21 protein-coding genes, 2 tRNA genes and 1 other RNA gene are annotated in these 21920 nt (G+C 70.5%); 12 read left to right on the top strand and 12 right to left on the bottom strand.

Going from position 1 to position 21920, the window contains the following annotated elements:
- Positions 1–112: 112 nt before the first annotated feature.
- Together H4N58_RS01315 and ffs are read right to left on the bottom strand one after the other, a co-directional pair.
- Entirely contained in the window at positions 113–703 is a 591-nt protein-coding gene (locus tag H4N58_RS01315; protein ID WP_208322226.1) for a hypothetical protein, read from the bottom strand.
- A gap of 46 nt (positions 704–749) precedes the next feature.
- Positions 750–846, bottom strand: an RNA gene (gene ffs / locus H4N58_RS01310) — signal recognition particle sRNA small type.
- A 91-nt stretch (positions 847–937) separates the two neighbouring features.
- Between ffs and H4N58_RS01305 the strand changes: the two genes are divergently transcribed.
- From H4N58_RS01305 to H4N58_RS01295, 3 genes are all read left to right on the top strand, one after another.
- A tRNA-Ser gene (locus H4N58_RS01305) sits at positions 938–1025 on the top strand.
- A 263-nt stretch (positions 1026–1288) separates the two neighbouring features.
- A complete protein-coding gene (locus H4N58_RS01300) occupies positions 1289–1585 on the top strand; it encodes a type II toxin-antitoxin system VapB family antitoxin (RefSeq protein WP_167001140.1) in 297 nt (98 codons plus the stop codon).
- A 2-nt stretch (positions 1586–1587) separates the two neighbouring features.
- Positions 1588–2118 carry a LytR C-terminal domain-containing protein gene (locus tag H4N58_RS01295; protein ID WP_243842911.1) on the top strand — a complete coding sequence of 177 codons (531 nt, stop codon included), beginning with the start codon at positions 1588–1590 and terminating at the stop codon, positions 2116–2118.
- Between the two features lie 51 nt (positions 2119–2169).
- Here the strand turns inward: H4N58_RS01295 and H4N58_RS01290 are convergent, their stop codons facing one another.
- Complete coding sequence (locus tag H4N58_RS01290) at positions 2170–3411, bottom strand: hypothetical protein (RefSeq protein ID WP_167001136.1); 1242 nt, start codon at positions 3409–3411, stop codon at positions 2170–2172.
- 130 nt (positions 3412–3541) lie between these two features.
- Here H4N58_RS01290 and H4N58_RS01285 point away from each other — a divergent pair, with 130 nt between their 5' ends.
- Together H4N58_RS01285 and H4N58_RS01280 are read left to right on the top strand one after the other, a co-directional pair.
- Positions 3542–4474: a siderophore-interacting protein gene (locus tag H4N58_RS01285; RefSeq protein WP_167249386.1), complete on the top strand. Its 933-nt coding sequence runs from the start codon at positions 3542–3544 to the stop codon at positions 4472–4474.
- A 39-nt stretch (positions 4475–4513) separates the two neighbouring features.
- Positions 4514–5167, top strand: coding sequence for an HAD family phosphatase (locus H4N58_RS01280; RefSeq protein ID WP_167249388.1), 654 nt, complete (start codon positions 4514–4516; stop codon positions 5165–5167).
- A gap of 52 nt (positions 5168–5219) precedes the next feature.
- Here the strand turns inward: H4N58_RS01280 and H4N58_RS01275 are convergent.
- The 3 genes from H4N58_RS01275 to H4N58_RS01265 form a co-directional block, all read right to left on the bottom strand.
- Positions 5220–5304 (bottom strand) — tRNA-Ser (locus H4N58_RS01275).
- A gap of 51 nt (positions 5305–5355) precedes the next feature.
- Complete coding sequence (tadA, locus tag H4N58_RS01270) at positions 5356–5787, bottom strand: tRNA adenosine(34) deaminase TadA (RefSeq protein ID WP_167249390.1); 432 nt, start codon at positions 5785–5787, stop codon at positions 5356–5358.
- A 34-nt stretch (positions 5788–5821) separates the two neighbouring features.
- Positions 5822–6319 (bottom strand): tRNA adenosine deaminase-associated protein, encoded by a 498-nt coding sequence (locus tag H4N58_RS01265; RefSeq protein WP_243842852.1) that lies wholly within the window; start codon positions 6317–6319, stop codon positions 5822–5824.
- A gap of 79 nt (positions 6320–6398) precedes the next feature.
- Between H4N58_RS01265 and upp the strand changes: the two genes are divergently transcribed.
- From upp to H4N58_RS01240, 5 genes are all read left to right on the top strand, one after another.
- Positions 6399–7037 carry a uracil phosphoribosyltransferase gene (upp, locus tag H4N58_RS01260; protein ID WP_167001128.1) on the top strand — a complete coding sequence of 213 codons (639 nt, stop codon included), beginning with the start codon at positions 6399–6401 and terminating at the stop codon, positions 7035–7037.
- A 171-nt stretch (positions 7038–7208) separates the two neighbouring features.
- Positions 7209–8180 (top strand): type IV toxin-antitoxin system AbiEi family antitoxin domain-containing protein, encoded by a 972-nt coding sequence (locus H4N58_RS01255; protein ID WP_167001126.1) that lies wholly within the window; start codon positions 7209–7211, stop codon positions 8178–8180.
- A 233-nt stretch (positions 8181–8413) separates the two neighbouring features.
- Positions 8414–9961 carry a Re/Si-specific NAD(P)(+) transhydrogenase subunit alpha gene (locus H4N58_RS01250; protein WP_167001124.1) on the top strand — a complete coding sequence of 516 codons (1548 nt, stop codon included), beginning with the start codon at positions 8414–8416 and terminating at the stop codon, positions 9959–9961.
- A 7-nt stretch (positions 9962–9968) separates the two neighbouring features.
- Positions 9969–11354, top strand: a complete 1386-nt coding sequence (gene pntB, locus H4N58_RS01245) for a Re/Si-specific NAD(P)(+) transhydrogenase subunit beta (protein WP_167249392.1) — start codon at positions 9969–9971, stop codon at positions 11352–11354.
- A gap of 115 nt (positions 11355–11469) precedes the next feature.
- Positions 11470–12348, top strand: coding sequence for an SDR family oxidoreductase (locus tag H4N58_RS01240; protein ID WP_167249394.1), 879 nt, complete (start codon positions 11470–11472; stop codon positions 12346–12348).
- A 69-nt stretch (positions 12349–12417) separates the two neighbouring features.
- Here the strand turns inward: H4N58_RS01240 and H4N58_RS01235 are convergent, their stop codons facing one another.
- From H4N58_RS01235 to H4N58_RS01215, 5 genes are all read right to left on the bottom strand, one after another.
- Positions 12418–13056 (bottom strand): ACT domain-containing protein, encoded by a 639-nt coding sequence (locus H4N58_RS01235; RefSeq protein ID WP_167001118.1) that lies wholly within the window; start codon positions 13054–13056, stop codon positions 12418–12420.
- A gap of 162 nt (positions 13057–13218) precedes the next feature.
- The gene (locus H4N58_RS01230) at positions 13219–13893 is read right to left on the bottom strand and encodes a GPP34 family phosphoprotein (protein WP_167001116.1); all 675 of its coding nucleotides are present in this window, start codon (positions 13891–13893) and stop codon (positions 13219–13221) included.
- A gap of 52 nt (positions 13894–13945) precedes the next feature.
- Positions 13946–15238 carry an FAD-binding oxidoreductase gene (locus H4N58_RS01225; RefSeq protein WP_167001114.1) on the bottom strand — a complete coding sequence of 431 codons (1293 nt, stop codon included), beginning with the start codon at positions 15236–15238 and terminating at the stop codon, positions 13946–13948.
- 92 nt (positions 15239–15330) lie between these two features.
- Positions 15331–16509: a CdaR family transcriptional regulator gene (locus H4N58_RS01220; RefSeq protein ID WP_167001112.1), complete on the bottom strand. Its 1179-nt coding sequence runs from the start codon at positions 16507–16509 to the stop codon at positions 15331–15333.
- Between the two features lie 44 nt (positions 16510–16553).
- Complete coding sequence (locus H4N58_RS01215; RefSeq protein WP_167001110.1) at positions 16554–17498, bottom strand: NAD(P)-dependent oxidoreductase; 945 nt, start codon at positions 17496–17498, stop codon at positions 16554–16556.
- A gap of 90 nt (positions 17499–17588) precedes the next feature.
- On the opposite strand from H4N58_RS01215, the gene H4N58_RS01210 reads away from it, so the two are divergent.
- Together H4N58_RS01210 and H4N58_RS01205 are read left to right on the top strand one after the other, a co-directional pair.
- Positions 17589–18503: an RNA polymerase sigma-70 factor gene (locus tag H4N58_RS01210; protein ID WP_243842851.1), complete on the top strand. Its 915-nt coding sequence runs from the start codon at positions 17589–17591 to the stop codon at positions 18501–18503.
- A gap of 48 nt (positions 18504–18551) precedes the next feature.
- Positions 18552–20726, top strand: a complete 2175-nt coding sequence (locus tag H4N58_RS01205) for a heparinase II/III family protein (protein ID WP_167001108.1) — start codon at positions 18552–18554, stop codon at positions 20724–20726.
- Here the strand turns inward: H4N58_RS01205 and H4N58_RS01200 are convergent.
- Complete coding sequence (locus tag H4N58_RS01200) at positions 20707–21681, bottom strand: hypothetical protein (RefSeq protein ID WP_167001106.1); 975 nt, start codon at positions 21679–21681, stop codon at positions 20707–20709. The two genes, H4N58_RS01205 and H4N58_RS01200, sit on opposite strands and share 20 nt — an antisense overlap.
- Positions 21682–21920 lie beyond the last annotated feature (239 nt).

Below are 21920 nucleotides of genomic sequence, written 5' to 3'. Positions count from 1 at the left end.
TTCAGAGGGTCATGCACAGGCACTGCGTGACCATCCACAGACAAGTGCTGTTCATCCACATTTTTCCCACAGGCTGCCCACACGGCCTTGACACCCCCAGCCCGTATCGCGCTCACGTCGAGTGCTCGCGCGCGGGAGCCCGCCCGTACGTGACCGCCTCGACGACCTCCTGCGGCGCCCTCTCCACCAGCTGCCGGTCGGGTTGTGCGCCCAACGCGTCGTTCACCGTCGCGTAGGCGAGCCGGAACGCGACGAACACCGTGGCCTCGAGGACCGCGCGGTCGTCCAGGCCGACGGCGCGCAGCCGCGCGACGTCGTCGGGCGTGGTCGCGTTGGGGTCGCGGACGACGCCAGCGGCCCATGCGGCGAGCGCCGCAGTGCGCGGGTCGAGGGCGTCCAGCCGCGCCTCGATCACCGCGGCCGCGGTCGCCGGGTCGGTGAGCCCGGCGAGCCGACGACCCCACGCGAACGAGCAGTACGAGTCGCCGCGGGCCGAGGCCGCTGCCACCACGAGGACGGCCCGGTCCTCGTCGGTGAGCGTGCTGTCCGTGGCGACCGCGGCACGTGCGGCGGCGAACGCGTCGTTGACGTCGGGCCGCCAGGCCCACAGCCGCGTGAGGTTGTCTACGTAGCCGCCGTCGTCGCGGTCCGCGGCATACATCGCGGTGACGGCATCGGCGTGGGGAGGTTCGTCGAGGAACATCCGACCAGCATGGTCCCGGCACGGGTCTCGCAGGGGGGTCAGGACATGAAAAGGTCCCTCGCGCACCCGATAGAGCTCACTTACCCTTGCTGCCTTCCGGCCCTGGGGGAGTTGGGCGAGATATCGCCGCGCGAGGGACTTCCGTCATCCTACCGACACCGACCAACGGCGTCGTCGTCGGGCTACACCGGGCCCGATTCACGGCCGCGTCGCGCGAACAGGTAACCTGCTCGCGGAGGATTCGCATAGTGGCCTAGTGCGCACGCTTGGAAAGCGTGTTGGGTTAACGCCCTCAGGGGTTCGAATCCCCTATCCTCCGCCAGGTGATCTCACGAGATCGACAAGAGGCCGGGCTCCAGACGGGGCCCGGCCTGTTGTCTCTCCGGATCTGGCCTTCTGGCGCCCTCACTGCTCGTGCCCAGCAAGACACCGCTGATCGGCAGCGCCCGGTCACCATGTGTGCGGGTGTGGCGATGGCCAGCGGCACCATCCTCGAGCGCACGTGACGAGCGACCGCCCTCCACACCGCGCCACGCGCGCCCGCGCACGCGAAGGCGCCGTGGCCCGCCTGACTACACTGCAGTGGTGATCTTCCGAGGAGTGGGCGAGGGCAAGCCGTACCCAGAGCACGGCCTGACCCAGAGCCAGTGGGCGAAGCTGCCTCCGCAGCAGGTCCGACTGGACACGCTCATCACGATCAAGCGACAGCTCGATCTGGCCAGCCTCCTCGACGAGGACTCGACGTTCTTCGGCGACCTGTTTCCGCACGTCGTCGGTTGGCAGGGCGGGCTCTACCTCGAGGACGGTCTGCACCGCGCACTGCGTGCAGCCCTCCAGCAGCGCCAGGTGATGCACGCTCGCATCTACACGATGGACAGGTGACCATGAGCCGGGGGTTGCGCACGTTCCTGACGATGTCGGTGCTCACCGCCGTCCTCGTCGGCGGCACCTACATGGGTGTCCGCCTGCTGTTCGCCAAGCCACCGAGCCTGCCCGAGGTCGCGGCCAACACCTGCCGCAACCGCACGCTCGAGCCCGGCGAGCAGCTCTCCACCAACCAGGTGCGGGTCAACGTCCTCAACGCCGGCGGCCGCTCCGGCATGGCCAACCGCACGATGATCAACCTGCAGACCGCAGGCTTCCTCCCGGGAACGATCAGCAACGCGCCGGAAGACGCCCGCATCGCCAACGTCCGTGTGGTGGCCCGCGAGCCCAACCGCGTCGACGCCCGCCTGGTCGGCGCGCAGTTCAAGGGCAAGGTTCAGTACACGAAGGGCGCACCCGGCGACGACGCGAGCGTCGAGGTCCTCATCGGCAAGAAGTTCGCCGGCATGAAGAAGAAGCAGATCGAGTCGATCAAGGCCAAGAACCGCGTGACGATTTGCGTCCCGGACCTGACCGAGCCGGTGTCCTGACGCACGTCCGTGTCCTGACGGCCGAGGTGGCCGCCAGGACACGGAGCGGGCTCAGCTCGTGATCGCCACGACACCTAGGTGGTTGGAGATCGAGGCGTAGCGCTCGGCGTACAACCGCACGCCGCTCATGTCGTACGCGATGACCATGCCCCGGATCGAGGCCCGCGCGAGCGAGGTGTTGCGCTGGTAGACAGGGCCGCCGCTGTCGCCCTTGCGGACGATCACCCGGTCGTCGTCGCGCCGCCCCCGCATGAGGTACGTGGTGCAGGTCGACGACACGTCCGGATCGTCGCAGTACGTCGCGGAGAGGCTCTTGATCTCGATCCCGCAGACCGACTTCGTCACCACGCCGGAGACGCACACCGAGTCGCCGACGTCACCGTCGTTCGCACCGGTGACCGTACGGACGTTGAAGTTGTCCAGGCCGTCGGTGTAGATCGAGTTGGTGTAGGAGGACCCGGCCAGTCGGGCCTGGTCGTAGTTGGGGTAGCCGGAGCGCCCGGCGGTCTGCCCGAAGTAGTACGCCCCCGAGTACCACGAGGTGCCGTTCGGGCCGCAGTGCCCGGCGGTCACCGAGTAGCGCGTGCTCGAGGTCTTGCTCTTGACCGTGAAGCCGGACGTGCAGCTGGTGCTCCCGGCCGTGATCTTCGCGCCACCCCAGTGCGGTGACGTGTCGGCCGTACGCGACGCCAGCGCGCTCTCCCCCGTGTAGCGGACGACGACCGCGCCCGGCTCCACCCCTTCGACCGGAGCGCGCTGGACGTCGAGACGTCCCGCTGCGGGGGCCGTACCCTCCACATCGACGACCACGGCACCGAGCTCGGGGTCGAGATCCATGCTGTAGCTGCTGCGCTGGGACGCGTCGCCTGCCCACGCCTGCGCGCTGACCTGGCGCCAGGCGGTCCGCAGCTCGTCCGCGCTCCGCTCGGAGGTGGTGATCCTGAGGCTGTTGCGAGCCCCTGCGGGAAGACCGGCCGTGAGCCGCGCGACCAGCGCCGCCGGGTCGGTCTCGCGGGTGACGACGACGTCGTAGCCGTCGGCGGCGCTCCCGAGGACTCCGATGATCCCCACGTCGAGGCCGACGGGCACGCCGTCGGCGGGCTTCTCGCCCTGAGGGGTGAGAACGGCGGTCAGCCGTTGGGCCACCGCGCGCTGGACGGAGGTCACGGCCGCCGTCTCACTCGAGGTGGTTGCTTCGTCACCGGCGGCGGGACCGCCGGCTGAGGCGAGGAGGCCCGCGCTCAGGACGATCGCGAGGGCGGGGACGGTGATGAGCAGGCGTGGAGTCGGCATTGGGTGGCTCCTTCGTCGCAGGTTCCGTGCCCGAACGCTAGTGGCAGATCGGGAGGTCCGCTCGTCGAGCCTGGACCGGGAGCATTTCTTTGGTTAGCCTTACCTCTGGACCTGTTGCCGAGGAGGCTCCTTGACCACCACCACCGAGACCGCCGTTGCTGCATGGCGGTTCTTCGACGTCGAGGTCGCGCGCACGGTCACGCTCTCGCGCTCGTTCGTCCGCGTCACCTTCCGCGGCGACGACCTCGACCAGATGGCCGACAACGGGTTCGATCAGCGCATCAAGCTCATGCTCCCTGACGAGACCGGCGGCTACGCCTACGTGCCGTACGGCTCGGACTGGTATGACATCTGGCGCCGCCTGCCTGACGAGCACCGCAACCCGCTGCGCACGTACACGATCCGCTATGTCCGCCCGGCGCAGCGCGAGGTCGACGTCGACGTCGTGCTTCACGGCACCACCGGCCCAGCAGGGCGCTTCGCCGCGACCTGCCGACCTGGCACTCCCGCTGTGCTCATGGGCCCCAACGCGCTCCACCCGGGTCCCCACGGCGCGATCGAGTTCGCCGTGCCCGGCAGCGGCCGACCTCTGCTTCTCGTCGGCGACGAGACCGCGCTCCCCGCGATCGGCCGCATCCTGGAGGACCTCCCCGAGACCACGGTCGGTCATGTCCTCGTCGAGGTGCCGCACGCAGAGGACTTCACCGACCTCTCACGGCCCGCAGGAATGTCGCTGACGTGGATCGCCCGCGAGGGCGCACCACACGGCGAGAGCCTCGTCCCCGCCGTCCGTACGGTCGCCGACCAGCTCCTCGGCGGCGCACGAACCGCGGACGGCGCCACGGCCCTCGAGGACGTCGACATCGACGAGGGCTTGCTGTGGGAGGTCCCGCTCGACGACGCGGGCGTGCCGCTCCCGCCGACCGGAGACCTCTACGCCTGGCTCGCGGGCGAGGCGTCGGTCATCAAGACGCTGAGGCGCTTCCTCGTGTCCGAGCGCGGCGTGGACCGTCGCTCGGTGGCGTTCATGGGCTACTGGCGCGAGGGGCGCGCGGAGGGGTGACACGGGCTCACCAGCCTGTACGCCCGTAGTCTCCGGAGCATGATCGAGGCCGTGGTGTTTGACATGGACGGAGTGCTCGTCGACTCCGAGGAGCGCTGGGACGCCGCGCGCCGCGACGTGGTCGCCGCCGCGGGACGGCCGTTCCCGGACCACGCCACCCGCGCGATGCAAGGCATGAGCGCGCCAGAGTGGGAGCGCTACCTCCACGACGAGCTCGGCGTTCCCGACCCGCCGGACACGATCGGCCGAGCCGTCGTCGACGTGATGGCCGCCGGCTATCGCGACGCGCTGCCGCTCCTGCCGGGCGCCGTCGACGCGGTGACAGCGCTCGCCGCCTCGTACCGGCTCGCGGTCGCCTCGTCCGCCAACCGCGAGCTGATCGTGATTGTGCTAGAGCTCGCCGAGATCGCGACGCGCTTCGACGCCGTGGTCTCCAGCGAGGAGGTGCCGCGCGGCAAGCCGGCACCGGACGTCTATCTCGAGGCCGCGCGGCGGCTGGGCGTCGCGCCCGCCGCGTGCGTCGCCGTCGAGGACTCCTCCAGCGGGCTGCGCTCCGCGTACGCCGCAGGGATGGCGGTCGTGGCCGTGCCGAACCGTGCGTACCCGCCGGACACCGACGCACTCGCGCTCGCCGTGACTGTCGTGGACGACGCCGGCGCCGTCAGGCCGGAGCTCGTCGCCGCACTGGGCTGAAGGGCGAGAAAGCAGCGAACCCCGCCCGGCTTCCCGGGCGGGGCTCGTACGGCGGTGGCGGTGGGATTTGAACCCACGGTAGGTTTCCCTACACAACATTTCGAGTGTTGCACCTTCGGCCGCTCGGACACGCCACCGCAGAAGAGATTACCGGACCTGCTCGGCGCCCTCCCAAGAGGGTCCGCGCTTCAGCGGTGCTCAGCGAAGAACGCCAGCAGTTGGGCCGACGCCTCCTCGGCACGCACCCCTCCGCGCACCTCCGGGCGGTGATTCAGCCGCCGGTCCCGTACGACGTCCCAGAGCGACCCGACCGCGCCCGCCTTCTCGTCGTACGCCCCGAAGACGAGACGCGAGACCCGCGCGAGGACGAGCGCGCCGGCGCACATCGTGCACGGCTCCAGCGTCACCACGAGGGTGCAGCCGTCGAGCCGCCACTCCCCGCGCGTGGCTGCCGCAGCGCGCAGCGCGACGACCTCCGCGTGGGCGGTGGGGTCGCCGTCGCGCTCGCGGGCGTTCCAGCCCTCGCCGAGGACGGCGCCCTCGGCGTCGACGACGAGCGCGCCGACGGGGACGTCGCCGGTCTGCGTCGCCCGGGAGGCGAGCGCGAGGGCACGCTCCATGAGCGCATCGTCGTACGCGAGCGGGGACTGCACGTCAGTCGACGAGCGCTTCGTAGACGTCGCCGAACCCCAGCCGCTCGGCGATGTCGCCCAGCACCTCGTCGGGGTAGGCGTCAGGGTCGTCGAGCATGACCGCGAGGTCGATCGCCGTGACCCCCAGGTCGCTCAGGATCTCCATGTCGCCGGCCGGCTGCGGCTCGTCGTCGTCGTCCGGGTCGGGCAGGTCGAGGGCATCGGCGACGGAGCTGGCCAGCGGCCACTCGTCGACGGCCGTGACGTCGGACAGCATGAGCTGGGTGCGCGGGCCGGTCACCCGCGCGAGCACGAAGAAGTCCTCGTCGACGGCGACCATGCCGATCACCCCGCACTCCGACGGGAACGGCCGCAGCGCGCGTACGAGGTCGTCGACCTCCTCCGACGCCTCGGCGGTCAGCCGCGTCGCCTGCCACACGCCCTCCTCGCGATAGGCGACCACCGCGACGTCCACCTGGTCCTCCGCCACGACCTCACCTCCGACGACCTGCACAGACACGTACTCCCGAGGATGGCAGAGGAACCTGCTCCGGTGTTGGGGAGTCACCGGCAGTTCGACGGTCGGTAGGGTTTCGGTCATGGACATCCACGTCGTCGACCACCCGCTGGTCGCGCACAAGCTCACGACCCTGCGGGACGCCGAGACCGACTCCCCGACCTTTCGGCGGCTCACCGACGAGCTCGTGACGCTGCTGACGTACGAGGCGACGCGCGACGTGCGCGTTGAGGACGTCACGGTCCAGACCCCGGTCGCGCCGGCCAAGGGCGTGCGGCTCGCGCCGCCGAAGCCGCTAATCGTCCCGATCCTGCGGGCCGGCCTCGGCATGCTCGAGGGCATGCAGCACCTCCTGCCGACAGCGGAGGTCGGCTTCCTCGGCATGATCCGCAACGAGGAGACGCTCGAGCCCGCGACGTACGCCGAGCGCCTCCCGGACGATCTGACCGGCCGTCAGGCGTACGTGCTCGACCCGATGCTGGCGACCGGCGGGACGCTGGCGGCGGCGATCAAGTTCCTCGTACGGCGTGGCTGCTCGGCCATCACGGCGGTCTGCCTCCTCGCGGCCCCCGAGGGCATCGCGCGCATCGAGGCCGACCTCGCCGACATCGAGGTGCCGGTCTCGCTGGTGGTCGCAGCGGTCGACGAGCGCCTCAACGAGCTCGGCTACATCGTGCCGGGCCTCGGTGACGCCGGCGACCGCCTGTACGGCGTCGTCTGACGCCTCCGCCGCTCGCATTTTCCGTTGGGGCCAACGGAAAGTGTGTGGCCCACCTGAATGTTCCGGTGGGGCGCGCATTCTGCGGTGGGGCCATGGGGGAATGGGCGCGTTGTCCACAGGCAGAGCGCGATGCGGATGCGGGCCGGGCGCCGTCCCCGCCACCCTGGCGCGATGGAGATCGAGCACGATCCGGTGATCGCGGCCATCGCCGGACGCCGCGGCGGCTACTTCACGACCGCTGACGCGCGTGACAACGGGTACGGCCCGGGCGCGCTCGCGTCGGCACGCGGGCGCAGGGCGATCGCGAAGGTCCGGTACGGCGCCTGGGCGCTGCCCGCGACGTACGGCGAGCTTCACGCGACGGAGCAGTACGCGGTCCGCTGCCAGGCGGTCGCGGACAAGCTCGGTCCCGGTGCCGTGCTGAGCCACCACTCGGCGCTCGCCGTACGACGCATGCCGCTGGTCGCCGTCGACCTGTCGCTCGTGCACGTGACGCGGCTCGACCAGCGCAACGGACGTACGGTCGCCGGTGTCCGATTCCACGCGGGGTCCTTGACCGACAGCGAGATCGACGAGGTCGACGGGCGTCAGGTCACCACTCTCCCGCGCGCGCTGTGGGAGTCGGCCTCGCTCGCGCAGGTCCGTAGCGGCGTCGTGGCAATGGACGCCGCCCTGCACCACGGCCTCGTCGATCGCGATCAGCTCGAGCGTGCCGAAGAACGTCACCGCGGCTGGCAGGGGAGCCCCCGCGCGTCGGCCGCGCTCGCGTTCGCCGACGGCAAGGCAGAGTCGGCCGGCGAGTCGCTCGGTCGGTGGATGTTCCACGTGTTCGACCTGCCGAAGCCCGTGCTGCAGTACGACGTGTACGACGAGAACGGCAACTTCCTCGGCCGGTCGGACTATGCGTGGCCCGAGTGGCGCCACCTCGGCGAGTTCGACGGCCTCCGCAAGTACTACCGGCCGTACAAGGAAGGAGACGACGCGTCCGAGGTCGTCGTCTCCGAGAAGCGCCGCGAAGAGCGGATGTGCGGACAGCGGTACGGCATGTCGCGCCTGATCTGGGGCGACGTCTACACGCTCGACCGGGGGGTCGCCGCACGAGTGCTCGCCCAGCTGACGCAGTCGCGCCGCCTCTTCGGGTGAACGCCCCGCCCCCTCACTTCCGCGATGGCATTCTGCGTTGGCCCCCACGAAGATCCCTGGCCCCACCGAAGCATTCAGGTGGGGAACGGACGCTGCGTTGGCCCCCACGCAAAGTGAACCGGTGCGGCGTCTGCGCAGGTCACATACCTCGTCACGGTCGACACGCTCCACCATGTGAGACTCAAATCTCACCCACTGGTCGGCCGACAGTCCCTGAGGCTAACGTCTGCCGAATGAAGATCGGCGTGGTCAAGGAGACCTCGCCGGGTGAGACACGCGTCGCCGGCACCCCGGCGACCGTCATCCAGCTGATCAAGCTGGGGTACGACGTCGTGGTCGAGTCCGGTGCAGGCATAGCGTCCAGCTTTTCCGACGAGGCGTACGGCAAGGCCGGTGCCTCGATCGTGCCGCGCGACGAGGCCTGGGAGGCCAACCTCGTGCTCAAGATCAACGCGCCGTCGTCGGACGAGATCGGCCTCCTCTCCGACGACGCCACGCTCATCAGCCTGATCTCGCCGGCGCTGAACGAGACGCTCGTCGAAGAGCTGACCCAGCGCAGCCTCACGGTGCTCGCGATGGATGCGGTGCCGCGCATCTCCCGTGCGCAGTCGATGGACGTCCTGTCATCGATGGCCAACATCGCGGGCTACCGCGCCGTGGTCGAGGCGGCGCACGAGTTCGGCCGGTTCTTCACCGGACAGGTCACCGCTGCGGGCAAGGTGCCTCCGGCCAAGGTGCTCGTCGCGGGCGCCGGGGTCGCCGGGCTGGCGGCGATCGGCGCCGCGAGCAGCCTCGGCGCGATCGTCCGGGCCACCGATCCGCGCCCCGAGGTCGCCGACCAGGTCAGGTCGATCGGCGGCGAATACCTCGAGGTCGACGCGGAGCAGGAGGTCTCGACCGACGGCTATGCCAAGGCCACCAGCGAGGCGTACGACCGGCGCGCCGCGGAGATCTACTCCGAGCAGGCCGCCGACGTCGACATCGTCATCACGACGGCGCTGATCCCGGGGCGGTCCGCCCCGCGCCTGATCACCGAGGACGACGTGGCGAGCATGAAGCCCGGCAGCGTCATCGTCGACATGGCCGCTGCCCAGGGCGGCAACGTCGCAGGGTCGGTCGCGGGCCAGAAGGTCGTGACCGACAACGGCGTGACGATCCTCGGCTACACCGACCTTGCCGGCCGCCTTCCCACCCAGGCGTCGCAGCTGTACGGCACGAACCTGGTCAACCTGCTCAAGCTGCTCACGCCAGGCAAGGACGGACAGCTCGTCCTCGACTTCGAGGACGTCGTCCAGCGCAACGTCACGGTCGTCCGCGACGGCAAGAAGACCTGGCCGCCACCGCCGGTCGCCGTCTCGGCGACACCCGTAGCGGCAGCCCCGTCGGCCACGCCTGCCGCACCTACGGAGAAGCGACCACCGAACCCCGCCGTGAAGTGGGGGCTGATCGGCACCGGCATCCTGGCACTGTTCCTGGTGAACGCCTTCGCGCCGGCGCCGCTCCCCGAGCACTTCACCGTGCTCACGCTCGCGGTCGTCATCGGCTACTACGTCATCGGCAAGGTGCACCACGCGCTGCACACCCCGCTGATGTCCGTGACCAACGCGATCAGCGGCATCATCGTGGTCGGCGCGATGCTGCAGATCTCGGTCAGCGACGGGACCGACAACGCCGGGCTGATCCGCGTGCTGTCGTTCGTCGCGATCCTGCTGGCCTCCATCAACGTCTTCGGCGGCTTCGCCGTGACCCGTCGCATGCTCAGCATGTTCTCGAAGGACTGACGCCGCCATGACTGCACAGAGTGCTGCCACCGCGGCGTACATCGTCGCGTCGCTGCTGTTCATCCTGTCCCTCGCCGGCCTGTCCAAGCACGAGACCTCGCGCAACGGCGTCTGGTACGGCATCACCGGCATGGCGATCGCGCTGCTCGCGACGTTCGTACTGGTCGCTGACGTCGCCGACGGTCTCGCGATCGCGCTGCTGCTGGTCGCCGTCGTCATCGGTGCCGCCATCGGCCTGTGGTGCGCGCGCATTGTCGCCATGACCCAGATGCCCGAGCTGATCGCCCTGCTGCACTCCTTCGTGGGCCTGGCCGCGGTGCTGGTCGGCTGGAACGGCTACCTCGCCCCCAACCACCTATCCAGCTCGCTGGCCGACATCCATCACGCCGAGATCTTCATCGGCATCTTCATCGGCGCCGTGACGTTCACGGGCTCGATCGTCGCCAACCTCAAGCTGTCGGCCAGGATGCGCTCGGCCCCGCTGATGCTGCCGGGCAAGAACGCGATCAATATCGGCGCGCTGGTGCTGTTCGTGATCCTGACGGCCTGGTTCGTCGCCTCACCGCACCTCGTCCTCTTGATCCTCGTCACGATCGTGGCGCTCGCGCTCGGCTGGCACCTGGTCGCCTCGATCGGCGGTGGCGACATGCCCGTGGTCGTGTCGATGCTCAACAGCTACTCCGGCTGGGCTGCTGCCGCGTCGGGCTTCCTGCTCAGCAACGACCTGCTGATCGTCACCGGAGCGCTCGTCGGCTCCTCCGGTGCCTACCTCTCGTACATCATGTGCCAGGCGATGAACCGCTCGTTCCTCTCCGTCATCGCAGGCGGCTTCGGCATCGAGGCCTCCACGAACGATGCGACCGACTACGGCGAGCACCGCGAGACCAACGCCGCCGACGCCGCCGATCTGCTGACCAACGCACGGTCGGTCGTCATCACGCCCGGGTACGGCATGGCCGTCGCGCAAGCCCAGTACCCGGTGGCCGACCTCGTCCGCAAGCTGCGCGACCGTGGCATCGAGGTCCGCTTCGGCGTCCACCCCGTCGCGGGCCGTCTGCCCGGGCACATGAACGTGCTCCTGGCCGAGGCCAAGGTCCCGTACGACATCGTGCTGGAGATGGACGAGATCAACGACGACCTCGCCCACACGTCGGTCGTCCTGGTCATCGGCGCCAACGACACCGTCAACCCGGCCGCGGCGGAGGATCCGACCAGCCCGCTCGCCGGCATGCCGGTGCTACGCGTCTGGGAGGCCGAGAACGTCATCGTGTTCAAGCGGTCGATGGCCGCCGGCTACGCCGGGGTCCAGAACCCGCTGTTCTTCCGGGAGAACACCCAGATGCTCTTCGGTGACGCCAAGGAGCGGGTCGAGGACATCCTCAAGGCGCTGTAGCGAGTAGCTCACGTCGACCGGCCGGGATCCGTACGCACGGGACCCGACCGTTCGGTGCATCCAGGATGCGACATCGAGGGTGGCGCATCTCGGATACCGTCGGTATCTTGCTCCCATGACCTCCACGTTCACCGGCAGGGTTGCTGTCGTCACCGGTGCCGCGCGCGGCATCGGCGCAGGTGTCGCCCGCGAGTACGTCCGTCGCGGGGGCCGTGTCGCGCTGATCGGGCTCGAGCCCGACGAGCTCAAGTCGCTCGCCGCCGAGCTCGGCGACGCGGCGGCCTGGTGGGAGGCTGACGTCCGCGACACCAATGCCGTCACGACCGCCGTCAACGCCGCCGCCACTCACTTCGGCCGTATCGACGACGTCCTCGCCAACGCCGGCATCGCCTCGTACGGCACGGTCCGCCAGATCGACCCCGAGGCATTCGAGCGGGTTGTCGACGTGAACCTCAACGGGGTCTTCCGCACACTTCGCGCGACGATCCCGCACGTCATCGACACCAAGGGCTACCTCCTCGTCGTCTCGTCGCTCGCCGCGTTCACCCCGCTCGCCGGCCTCGCCCCGTACAACGCCAGCAAGGCCGGGGTCGAGGCGCTCGCGCTCGCGACGCGACAGGAGATGTGGGTCCACGGCGTGAAGGTCGGGGTCTGTCACCCGTCGTGGATCGACACCGACATCGTGCGGGGTGCCGAGGCCGATCTGCCGAGCTTCAAGGCGATCCGCAGCAAGCTGCCGTGGCCCGCCAACGGCACGACGACGCTCGAGGACTGCGTCACCGCGATCTGCCACGGCATCGCCAAGAAGAAGCGTCGCGTGTACGTCCCGCGCGGCGTCGTCGTCGCCAACCTCACCAAGCCGCTCGTGTCGTCCGCCCTCGCCGAGCCGATCGCCAGGCGGATGGTCAAGAAGACGGTCCCCGCGATGGAGGCGGAGGTGGCCGCACTGGGCCGCAACCACTCCGGCCACGTGCCGGTCACCGACAAGGCATAGGACGGCACCCGGGCCCGGTGTCCGGCCCCGCATCCGGGGGCCGGACACCGGGCTCTGGTGCGTACGAGGTCAGGTGGTGGTGCCGACCGACGCCGCCAGCGCGACGATGTGGCCCAGACGGGCGAGCTCGGAATCGAGCACGGGCGGTCCGCCGTGCCGCCCGAAGACGACCACCGCGTCGCGCTTGGGCACAGGTGCGCCGGCGAGCACCATCGAGCCCCACTCGGCGACTGGGCTGAGACGCTGCGCGTGGTCGAGCGCGAACCACTTGTCGACCTCGGGCACGGTCTCGGGCGCCGTCGACGTGGCGTGGAGCAGCCCGTTGCCACTGCCGCCGCGCGCGACGAGCATCGCCCAGTCGGCCCGGAACGTCTCCGGGATGCGATCGACGAGGCTCTCCACGGCGCGTGCGGGCTCGGCGGTGAACGCCTCGACGGCCTCGAGGTCCATCGAGAGGTTGGCACCCGCGTTGTAGCGCGAGATCCACTGCACCCGGACGCTGTCGAGCCGGTGGCAGGCGGTGATGAGCTGGTCCGGCATGGTCGTCACGGGGAGCTCGAGCAGCACATCGTCGACGGCCTTGCCGTCATTGCGGTGCTCGACGATCTCGATCGCGTGGATGTCCGCGCCGGCTTCACCGAGGGCCGTCGCGACAGCGCCGAGCGACCCCGGAACGTCGGGAAGCTCGATGCGCAGCAGAAACGCCATGGGTCGAATCCTCCGTTCAGCCGACCACGCCCGAGCGAGGGCGCGTACGCGGTCGACGGTGACCACGACCAGATGCTCCGCGCCGAGCATACCGACTCGGATCAGACGCCGGAGCCCTCACGGCGAATCGACCGAATTGTCAACGGCGGGTCCTGACGTGCCTCAACCGCTGCCCGAGCTCGCTGCCGTCGCGGTCGTCGCCGCCATGACGGCCACGAGCACGGCGGCGTTGGCCGCCTCCACGACCTGGCGCACGCCGGCGCTGGCCCAGGCGACCGACTCGATCTCCTTCGCGCGCTGCTTGGCGACCTTGCGATCCGCCCTGTCGACGACGGTGCCGAGAAGGTCCGCGGCGTGGAGGAGCGAGATCGTCGCGGCGACCTCGGGAGTCGGGTCGACTCCGACGACGAGCACGTCGTGCAGCTGCGTACGCAGCGCGGACTCATGAGCCGAGTCCGCCGCCGGCCACCGCGTCACCGGGAAGATCCCGAGGACCCGCCCCTCCTCGCGACGGAGGATGCCACGCCCGACCAGGCTGTCGTGAAGGCGTTCCTGGGCCTTCTTGCCCAGCAGTGCCACCGCACTTCTGGGGGCGAGCGGCTCGCCCGAAGACAGCCGCGCGACCGCGTCATCGAGGAGCGGCTCACCGGTCGGCCCGCCGTCACGGACGACGACCTTCGCCTTGCGCCCCTCGCCCTCGACCTCGACGCGTCCCCGCAGCGCGAGCTCCATGAGGATCGCGCCACCGAGCGCGGCGTCCAGCCCCGTACCGGTCGACGCCTTCTTGCCGGTCTCGTCGTCGGTGACCAGCAGGACGAGGTCTTCGGCGATCAGCATGGTCGCGATGCTAGCCCGCCGCCACTCGTCGGTACGGGGAGGATGCCGGCCGTCAGCGCAGCGGGTCGAGACGGCGTGCGTACGACGGAACGGTGTGGCCGGTGAGGCCGTCGGCGACCATCCGGCCGGTCAGCGGCCCGAGGGCGATGCCCCACATTCCGTGCCCGCCCGCGACGTGCACCCGCGGTGACCGCGTGGCCCCGACGAGCGGCAGCCCGTCGGCGGTGCAGGGGCGGGAGCCGACCCACTCCTCGCGACGTGCGGTCCAGTCGACCCCGGTGAACATCGGCCGGGCAGCCTCGACGATCGCGTTGATCCGGCGCGGGTCGAGAGGCGCGTCCGGGCGGCGGAACTCCATCATCCCGGCGACGCGCAGCCGATCGCCGAGCGGCGTGCAGGCCACGCGCTGGACCGGGAAGTAGATCGGGTTCTTGGGCATCTCGTCAGGGACCACGGTGAAGCTGTAGCCACGGCCCGCCTGCACGACGCGCTTGACGCCGTACGCGCGGGCGAGGTCGCCGAGCCAGGTCCCGGTGGCCAGGACGACCGCGTCCGCACGCACCCTCTCCCCGGTCCTCGCCACGACGTCGACGCCCTGCGTCCCGAGGTCGACCACGTCGGCGACGTCGAAGCCCGCGACCAGGTCGGCCCCGCGCTGCACCACCGAGTCCGCGAGCGACGCCACGTACGCCGGCGGGTTGACGAAACGCTGGCCCAGCATCCGTACGCCGGCCTGGACCCCGTTGCCGAGAGTCGGCTCCAAGGACCGGATCTCCTCGCCGCTGAGGAGCTCGTAGTCGACCGAGCCGCCCGAGGCCACGACGTGCGTGAGCTCGTCGACCAAGGTCTTGCGGTCGTCGACCGAGGCGAAGCCCGCGAGGAACGGGTCGGCGTCGCGGATCGGCTCGCGGACCTCGTGGCCGGCTGTGCCACCCTCGCTGAGGACGTCGTACGCCCCGAGCGCGTCGCGGTTCAGCTCGGCGAAGACCGCCATCGCCGAGCGCCATCGGGCCGGGGTGCAGTGCCGGGCGAAGCCGACGAGGAACTGCAGCATCCGCCGGTCGGTGCTCAGCGGCACGTACACCGGCGACGACGGGCTGAGCATCGCCCGGACCCCGTACGACAGCACGGCGGGCTCGGGCAGCGGCAGAGTGAGCGCGGGGGAGATCCATCCGGCATTGCCCCACGACGCCCCGGCCGCGACGCCCGTACGATCGACGATCGTCACGCGGACCCCGCGCTCCTGCAGGAACCAGGCCGTCGCGAGTCCGACCATCCCGGCACCCGCGACGACGACGTGCTCAGGGCTCTTCGAGGCGCGGAGCGCGCCGGCATTCGTGCTCATGGCGAACATGCTCGGACGTGGGGCGGCGGCGCGGACTGTGGGTTCGGCCACGATCTCGGGCGGCCCGCTGTGCGATCGCACAGCGGGTGCGGTCAGTCGGCGTCCGCGACGTCCGTGACCTTGAGGTGCAGCGCGAGCAGCAGGCGCGTGTCGGGGTCGTCGAGGTCGACGCCGACGGCCTGCGAGGCACGTCGCAGCCGGTTGCGCAACGTGTTGGGGTGGACGTGCAGCGAGGCGGCTGCGGCAGCGACGTCGCCGCCGTGCGCCAGGTAGGCCCGCGCCGTCGACAGCAGCTCGGCGTGGTGCTCGTCGTCGAACCGCACCAGCGCGGTCAGCGGGCTGAACTCCTCGTACCCCGCCCACGCATCCGCGCTGCGCAGCGCGACCACGTCGGCGAGCGCACCCCGTACGGTCTCCACCACGCCCGAACGGCCTCGCCGGCGCAGCACCCGGACCACCGCGTCGGCGTCGCGCGCCGAGAGGTCGATCGCCGCCGCGGAGTCGACGGTGCGGCCGACCCCGGCGACGAGCGGACCGCGCGACCGGGCGAGGAAGTCACGCGCGACCCGGGCCGCAGTCGCCTCCGGCCCCGCGACGACGGCGTACACGACGTCGTCGACCTGCGCGGCGGCTGCGCTGGGCGCCACCGCCGCGAGGTGCAGCACGAAGGCGCTGGCACGGGCGGCGGGCACGGCCAGGCGCGCGCGGTCCGCAGCGAGGACAAGGACCGTGCACGGCGTACGCAAGCCCTGCGTCTGGGCCGCACGGACGGCGTCGTCGCCCCCGCTCAGCAGCGTCTCGACGACCTCGACGGTCCGTTGGCGCGTCGAGTCGGCCCGCTCGCGCAGCCGGACGAGACGGCCGGCCACGACAGGGGCGAGGTCGAGCATCGCCTGCCGCTGCTCCGACGTGATGCCGTCGGGCACAGCGGCCCACACCGACCCCAGCAGCGTGCCGGAGTCGTCCCGTACCGCCACGATCGCGCGCCGCGTCATCCCCGATCCCGAGAGGTCGACCGTCACGACCTCCCGGCTGCGCGCGATCTCCGTGAACACGCCCGCGTCGTCGAGCAGGGCGCGGTAGTGCGGCGGGACCTGCCGACCGAGGATCGTCGTGATCCGCGCATCGTCGACCGCCTGCGAGCGCTCGGCGTCGGCGCTCTGCGAGTACGCGAGCACGCTCGAGTCGGGATCCTCGATGGTGATCGGGGCACCGACGAGCTCCGCGAGCGAGTTCGCGAGCGACGTGAGGTCGTCGTCACGGGGGTCCATGCGGGCAATGTACGGGGTCCCGACCGACGCGACACGCCCCCGACTCACCCGAGCCCGGTACGGAAACCTTCCCGCCAGCTCGCGTACCGGGGCTTCCAGCCCAGCTCGCGCTCGGCCTTCGCGTTCGACGACCCGCGGATCGTGGTCATCATCGCGATGCCGAGCTCGCCGATCAGTGGACGTCCCAGCCATGCGGGGAGCCGCATCGGCTTGCGCCCGCCGAGCTGCTCGGCCAGGTACGGCAGCCACTGCGCGATCGGCGCGGGATCGTCGTCGACGACGTTGTAGACACCAGGCGCACCCCCGTCGACTGCCGCCGCCGTCGCCGATGCCGCATCGTCGATGTGAAGGAACGACCACACCCCGGCACCACCACCGACGACCGGCATCCGCCCGCGCCGAATCATCTCGGCCATCATGCCGCCGCGCGAGAGGGCGTTGCCGGGTCCGTAGAAGTTGCCGTACCGCAGGACGAGACCGTCGATGCCCGGCGTCGTGGTCACGGCGTGCTCGAGGTGACGGATCGCCGCCAACGACTCGCGCGCCTCCTTGCCCGGGTCGGCGGCGAGCGGATCCTCCTCTGACTTGACCCACGACCCGCGACGCTCATTCGGCCAGCCTGTGTAGCTCTGGGCGACGAACCGCCGGGCACCGCACTGCTGAGCCGCCGCCAGGAGGTGATCGGTCGCCTCCGTCCGCAGCCGGTTGGTGACGGCGAAGTCCCGGTCGAAGTGCTTCGGGTTGCCGCTCATGGCCCCGAGCGCGGTGAGCTCGTGCACCACGACGTCGGGACGGGCGCCGACCACGGCGGACCGCACGCTGTCGGCATCGAGCGGGTCCATGACGGCACCGACGGCACCGACCTCCTGGACCCTCGCGAGGCCCTCCTGATTCCTGGTCGTTCCGGTCACCTCGTGGCCGTCCTGCACCAGCAGCGGGATCAGCCGATTGCCGAGCGCTCCGCTGGCTCCTGCGATGAAGACACGCATGTCCTTCTCCTCTCGTCACCCCGTCCGACGAGACAGCCGCCGTCCGTGTGACAGTCCCGCCTGACCCTCTTCATCTGGTTGGATCGGGCCGTGGCGAGTCTGGCGGACGTGCACGACGATCTCCGCCCCCTCATGTTCTCGATCGCCTACCGGATGCTCGGCAGCGTGGCCGAGGCCGAGGATGTCGTGCAGGAGGCGTTCCTTCGGATGCACCGCGCCGGCCCCGAGGGGCTGTCGGTCGACAACCCCGAGGCCTACGCGACCACGGTCACCACGCGGCTCGCGATCGACACGCTGCGCTCTGCCCGCGTCCGACGCGAGCAGTACGTCGGTCCGTGGCTGCCCGAGCCGCTCGTCGCCTCCTCCGACGCCGATCCCGCGCATCAGGTCGAGCTCGACGCGACCGTCTCCACCGCGTTCCTCATGCTGCTCGAGTCCTTGACGCCGGTGGAGCGTGCGGTCTTCGTCCTGCGCGAGGCCCTCGCCTACGACTACGCCGACATCGCGGTGGTGGTCGATAAGTCGGAGGCGAATTGCCGGCAGATCCTCGCCCGGGCAAGGAAGCGGATCGACGACGGCCGACCGCGGTTCGACGCGTCGCCGGAGCAACGCGACCGTCTGGCGGCCCAGTTCGTCGCGGCCGTCTCCAGGGGTGACGTCGCCGGCCTGGAGCGACTGCTCGCCGAGGACGTGATGTTCGTCGGCGACGGCGGCGGACGCGCTCCGGCGATCCAGCGGCCGATGGTGGGCACGGTCCAGGTCGCGCGGTTCCTCGCCGGTCTGGTGCGCCAGGGCGCACGATTCGGCGTGCTGATCGACCAGGTCGTCGCGAACGGCGAGCCGGCCCTGCGGGCGCGTGCTGCCGACGGCGCACTGCTCTCCCTCATGACCATCGACGTCGTCGACGGCCAGATCGCACGGCTGCACAATGTGCTCAACCCGGAGAAGCTGCGCCATCTCGGCCCGGTCGGCGACCTCTACGGTCTGATGGGGGGCGGGACCTGACGCTGAGGGTTTCGCCCTGACCTGGGCACATGCGAGCATAGGTGGCCTATGCCTTCCCCCAGACGTCTCCTCCGAACCCGTCGTGTGCCGGCGCTCCGCCGCGGCGTCGGGGCTGCCGTCGCCGCCGCACTCAGCCTCTCCGGCATCGTCGCCGTGCAGACGGCCGTCGCCCCGGCACCCGCGTCCGCCGCGGCGGGGTACGACGCGATCTGCGAGAACATGCACACCCTCGGGTCGCTGACCCGCGCGGACGTCGGCCGCGCACGGGCGATCATGAACGGCACGGTCGACATGGGCCAGTACGGCACCATGGCACTGGCCGCCAACCCGTCCTGGAAGCCGCAGTCCGGCCTCGACACCGCAGGCGACCGCTACATCCACTCGCTCCACTGGGCGCTGCCGCTGCTCAAGACCGGCCTCGCGCTCGCCGACGCCGAGGGACAGGCGATGCAGCGCCGCTTCGTCGACCTCATGGTCGACTGGGTCCGCGACAACCCGGTCAAGAAGCGCACCTACTGGCAGAACCACCCCCAATACCTCGGCTTCCGCATCGGCACGTTCGTCTGCATGAACCGCCTCGCCTCGTCGCCGACCCACCGCTCGTGGGCGGCAGGCCAGCTGCGGGTCGAGCTCAAGAAGGCGCTCTCCTACGGCACCTCGGGCAACAACACGACGATGAACCTCAAGCTCACCGCGTTCGCGGGGGCACGCCAGGCCGGCACCGAGGCGCAGCGCACGACCCTCCGCAACCAGACGGTCCTCGTCGCACGCCGACTCGCCCACGACGACGGGTCCGATCTCGAGGGCGCGCCAGGATACGGTCTCTATCTCGGCACGATCATGCACCGCGCCTACAACGTTCTCTCGCGCTACGGAGCGACGTCGTCGGCGGCCAAGATCGCGTCGATGCTCAACGCGCGCGGCTCGTTCTATGCCCACGCGAGCCGGCCGGACCGCTATCTCGAGACCATCGGCGACACCCACCTCCAGCGCATCCCGTCGGGTGTCTTCGCCGACACGTCAGAGGCGGAGTGGGTCCGTACGTCCGGCTCGTCCGGTCGCAAGCCGGCCGCCGTCTACAAGCGGTACGCCGGCGGCTACGCGTTCGGCCGCTCGGGCTGGGTCGCAGGCACCGACACGACCTCGACGTTCTACTCCGTACGGACCGCTGACCGGTACGCCCTCCCCTCGCACCGCCACGCCGACACGACGGCGATGACGTGGTACGCCGACGGTGTCGACTGGGTCGCCGACCCGGGCCCGTACGCCTACAACGGGTCGAGCCTGCGGGCCGCGGTCATGCGTCGCAACGCCCACAGCGCGCTCGTCGCGCCGGGCACGCCCAACCGCGCGGTGTACGGCAGCGTCAAGGCAGCATCGTCCGCCGGCGGTGTCGACCGTACGTGCGTGTACGACCCGGGCTACCTCGCCTCGAGCGGCTTCGAGCTGGCCCGGTGCGTCTACTACCTGCGCGCGATCGACGCCGTCGTCGTCGAGGACCTCGTCCGCTCGACCAGGTCCTCGGGCACCGTCCAGCAGCAGTGGGTCCTGCCCTCCGGCGTCACCCCCCGCGCGAGCGGCCACACCGTCGCCCTCACCAGCCCGGACCTCACCGGCGTCACGCGCAGCGCAAGGCTTCTGACGGGCGGCGCCCCGCGCGTCTCGGCCGGCTCGACCACGACCGGGGTCCTCGGCCAGTCCTACGGCAAGTCGACCCGGGGCACGGTCGTACGGGTCCCGGTCTCGGTGCGCACGGGCAAGACCGCCCGCATGGTCACGGTGCTGACGAGCAGCGGGTCGCCGGGCTACGCGCGGACGACGGTCAAGGGCCACAAGGCGCTGCGAGTCTGGGTCAACGGACGTTCGCAGACCATCACGACGTCGGTCAACGAGTTCGCACGGCTCGCGGCCAAGGTCTCGTTCGCCCGCTCCAAGGCCAAGGTGCGCGTCGGCCAGAAGGTGAAGTTCTCCGCGCGCGTCACCTCGCTCGGACTGCCCGCCAAGCGTGCCAAGGTCGTGCTCCAGGAATGGCGCAAGGGCAAGTGGCGCAAGGTGCGCACCCTGAGGACCAAGGCGAACGGCACCGTCTCGACCAAGGTCAAGATGACCAGCAAGGGCAAGAAGCGCTATCGCATCGTCGTGCGCGCCAAGAGCGGCAGCCACGGCTGGAAGCCCGTGGCCTCGCCCCTGCGGACGGTCAAGGTCATAAAGAAGAAGCGCTGACGCGCGCCCTCGGTGCCGTCTGGGCGAGGAGGCTGCGCCACACACGAGTGCCGACGACCGCGTTGTTGCTCATGCGCCGCGCCCCCTTGTAGGCACGCATCGTCGCGCGAGACTTTGCATCCCAGACACCGGTGACCGAGATCCTGAGCGCCTGCTGGACCGCCCGTACCGCTGGCCCCCGAACGTTCTTGGTGATGCGCAGGCCGGAGTAGGCGACGAGTGTGCGGTGCACGCTCGACGACCCCGCCGGCGCGGTGACGCGCGGGTAGTACGGGCACGGCGTCGCGCGGCGCTTGGTGTAGCGGTACGCCCAGTTGAGATCGGCGGGTCGGCAGGGGCCGTAGTTGGCTCCGGCGACCGTACGGTCCCAGTACGAGGTGTAGCCCCGCGCCCCGGCCCACGAGAGCGACAGGTGGACGTGGTTGCGGTGGCACGTGGTGTCGTACTGCGTGCCCGAGCGGCTCTTGGCCGTGCAGCCGTTGTAGACGCGCCACCCGCTGCTCGCGCGATAGCTGGACCAGATGCGGTTGTTCCAGATGATGTACATGACGCCGAGCCGACGTGCGTTGGCGAACGCGTTGCCGCGCTTGTCGGTCGCGAGCAGCCACCTGTTCAGGTCGTCGCCGCGCTTCTTGCCGTTCTTCTTGCGCGCGTTCGTCATCCAGTCGATCGCGCGTCCGTCGTGGTGCTCGCTAGTCGCCGTCGAGCAGTCGCGCTGAGCGGACCAGCTGGTCACCGGCCAGGTCGAGACGAGCAGGGCTCCGAGCTTCGCGGTGCCCTTGTGCGGCTTGGCGCAGCTGTTGGGCCCGACGTAGGACGCGGGTGCTTCCAACGTGGCCGGTAGTCCGGACGGTGTCGGTGGCGCTTTCGCCGTGGCCGGTGCGGCCAGAGCGAGTGCGAGGACGGACGGCGCCACAAGCAGCGTCGCCGTACGCCCGAGGCGCGTACGTGACATGGTTTTCTCCCCCAAGTCCCATCCGGCGCATCGACAATCTGTCGACTTCCCCACGCCAGGCGGACCGTCCCCACGCTACGTATCTCAACGCGGAGTGCATCTTGAACTCAGGACGCCCTTTGAGTGAGGCGGATCTCAGGCGCGGGCGCGCGGGCGGTCGCGGATGCACCGTAAAATAGAACCGGCCAAATGAGACAAATAACCGATGACTCCGAGGCCTCCCTCAGGTACATCCGCGG

Source organism: Mumia sp. ZJ1417, from assembly GCF_014127285.1.
Lineage (GTDB): Bacteria > Actinomycetota > Actinomycetes > Propionibacteriales > Nocardioidaceae > Mumia.
The sequence above is the reverse complement of the archived record's forward strand: the minus strand, read 5'-3'. Positions and strand labels throughout refer to the sequence as shown.

Bases quoted from the DNA above. Each gene is read 5' to 3' on its own strand.
- H4N58_RS01315 (WP_208322226.1), bottom strand. From the start codon at position 703: ATGTTCCTCGACGAACCTCCCCACGCCGATGCCGTCACCGCGATGTAT.
- H4N58_RS01295 (WP_243842911.1), top strand. From the start codon at position 1,588: ATGAGCCGGGGGTTGCGCACGTTCCTGACGATGTCGGTGCTCACCGCC.
- H4N58_RS01290 (WP_167001136.1), bottom strand. From the start codon at position 3,411: ATGCCGACTCCACGCCTGCTCATCACCGTCCCCGCCCTCGCGATCGTC.
- H4N58_RS01280 (WP_167249388.1), top strand. From the start codon at position 4,514: ATGATCGAGGCCGTGGTGTTTGACATGGACGGAGTGCTCGTCGACTCC.
- tadA (WP_167249390.1), bottom strand. From the start codon at position 5,787: ATGGAGCGTGCCCTCGCGCTCGCCTCCCGGGCGACGCAGACCGGCGAC.
- upp (WP_167001128.1), top strand. From the start codon at position 6,399: ATGGACATCCACGTCGTCGACCACCCGCTGGTCGCGCACAAGCTCACG.
- H4N58_RS01255 (WP_167001126.1), top strand. From the start codon at position 7,209: ATGGAGATCGAGCACGATCCGGTGATCGCGGCCATCGCCGGACGCCGC.
- H4N58_RS01250 (WP_167001124.1), top strand. From the start codon at position 8,414: ATGAAGATCGGCGTGGTCAAGGAGACCTCGCCGGGTGAGACACGCGTC.
- pntB (WP_167249392.1), top strand. From the start codon at position 9,969: ATGACTGCACAGAGTGCTGCCACCGCGGCGTACATCGTCGCGTCGCTG.
- H4N58_RS01240 (WP_167249394.1), top strand. From the start codon at position 11,470: ATGACCTCCACGTTCACCGGCAGGGTTGCTGTCGTCACCGGTGCCGCG.
- H4N58_RS01235 (WP_167001118.1), bottom strand. From the start codon at position 13,056: ATGGCGTTTCTGCTGCGCATCGAGCTTCCCGACGTTCCGGGGTCGCTC.
- H4N58_RS01230 (WP_167001116.1), bottom strand. From the start codon at position 13,893: ATGCTGATCGCCGAAGACCTCGTCCTGCTGGTCACCGACGACGAGACC.
- H4N58_RS01225 (WP_167001114.1), bottom strand. From the start codon at position 15,238: ATGAGCACGAATGCCGGCGCGCTCCGCGCCTCGAAGAGCCCTGAGCAC.
- H4N58_RS01220 (WP_167001112.1), bottom strand. From the start codon at position 16,509: ATGGACCCCCGTGACGACGACCTCACGTCGCTCGCGAACTCGCTCGCG.
- H4N58_RS01215 (WP_167001110.1), bottom strand. From the start codon at position 17,498: ATGCGTGTCTTCATCGCAGGAGCCAGCGGAGCGCTCGGCAATCGGCTG.
- H4N58_RS01205 (WP_167001108.1), top strand. From the start codon at position 18,552: ATGCCTTCCCCCAGACGTCTCCTCCGAACCCGTCGTGTGCCGGCGCTC.
- H4N58_RS01200 (WP_167001106.1), bottom strand. From the start codon at position 21,681: ATGTCACGTACGCGCCTCGGGCGTACGGCGACGCTGCTTGTGGCGCCG.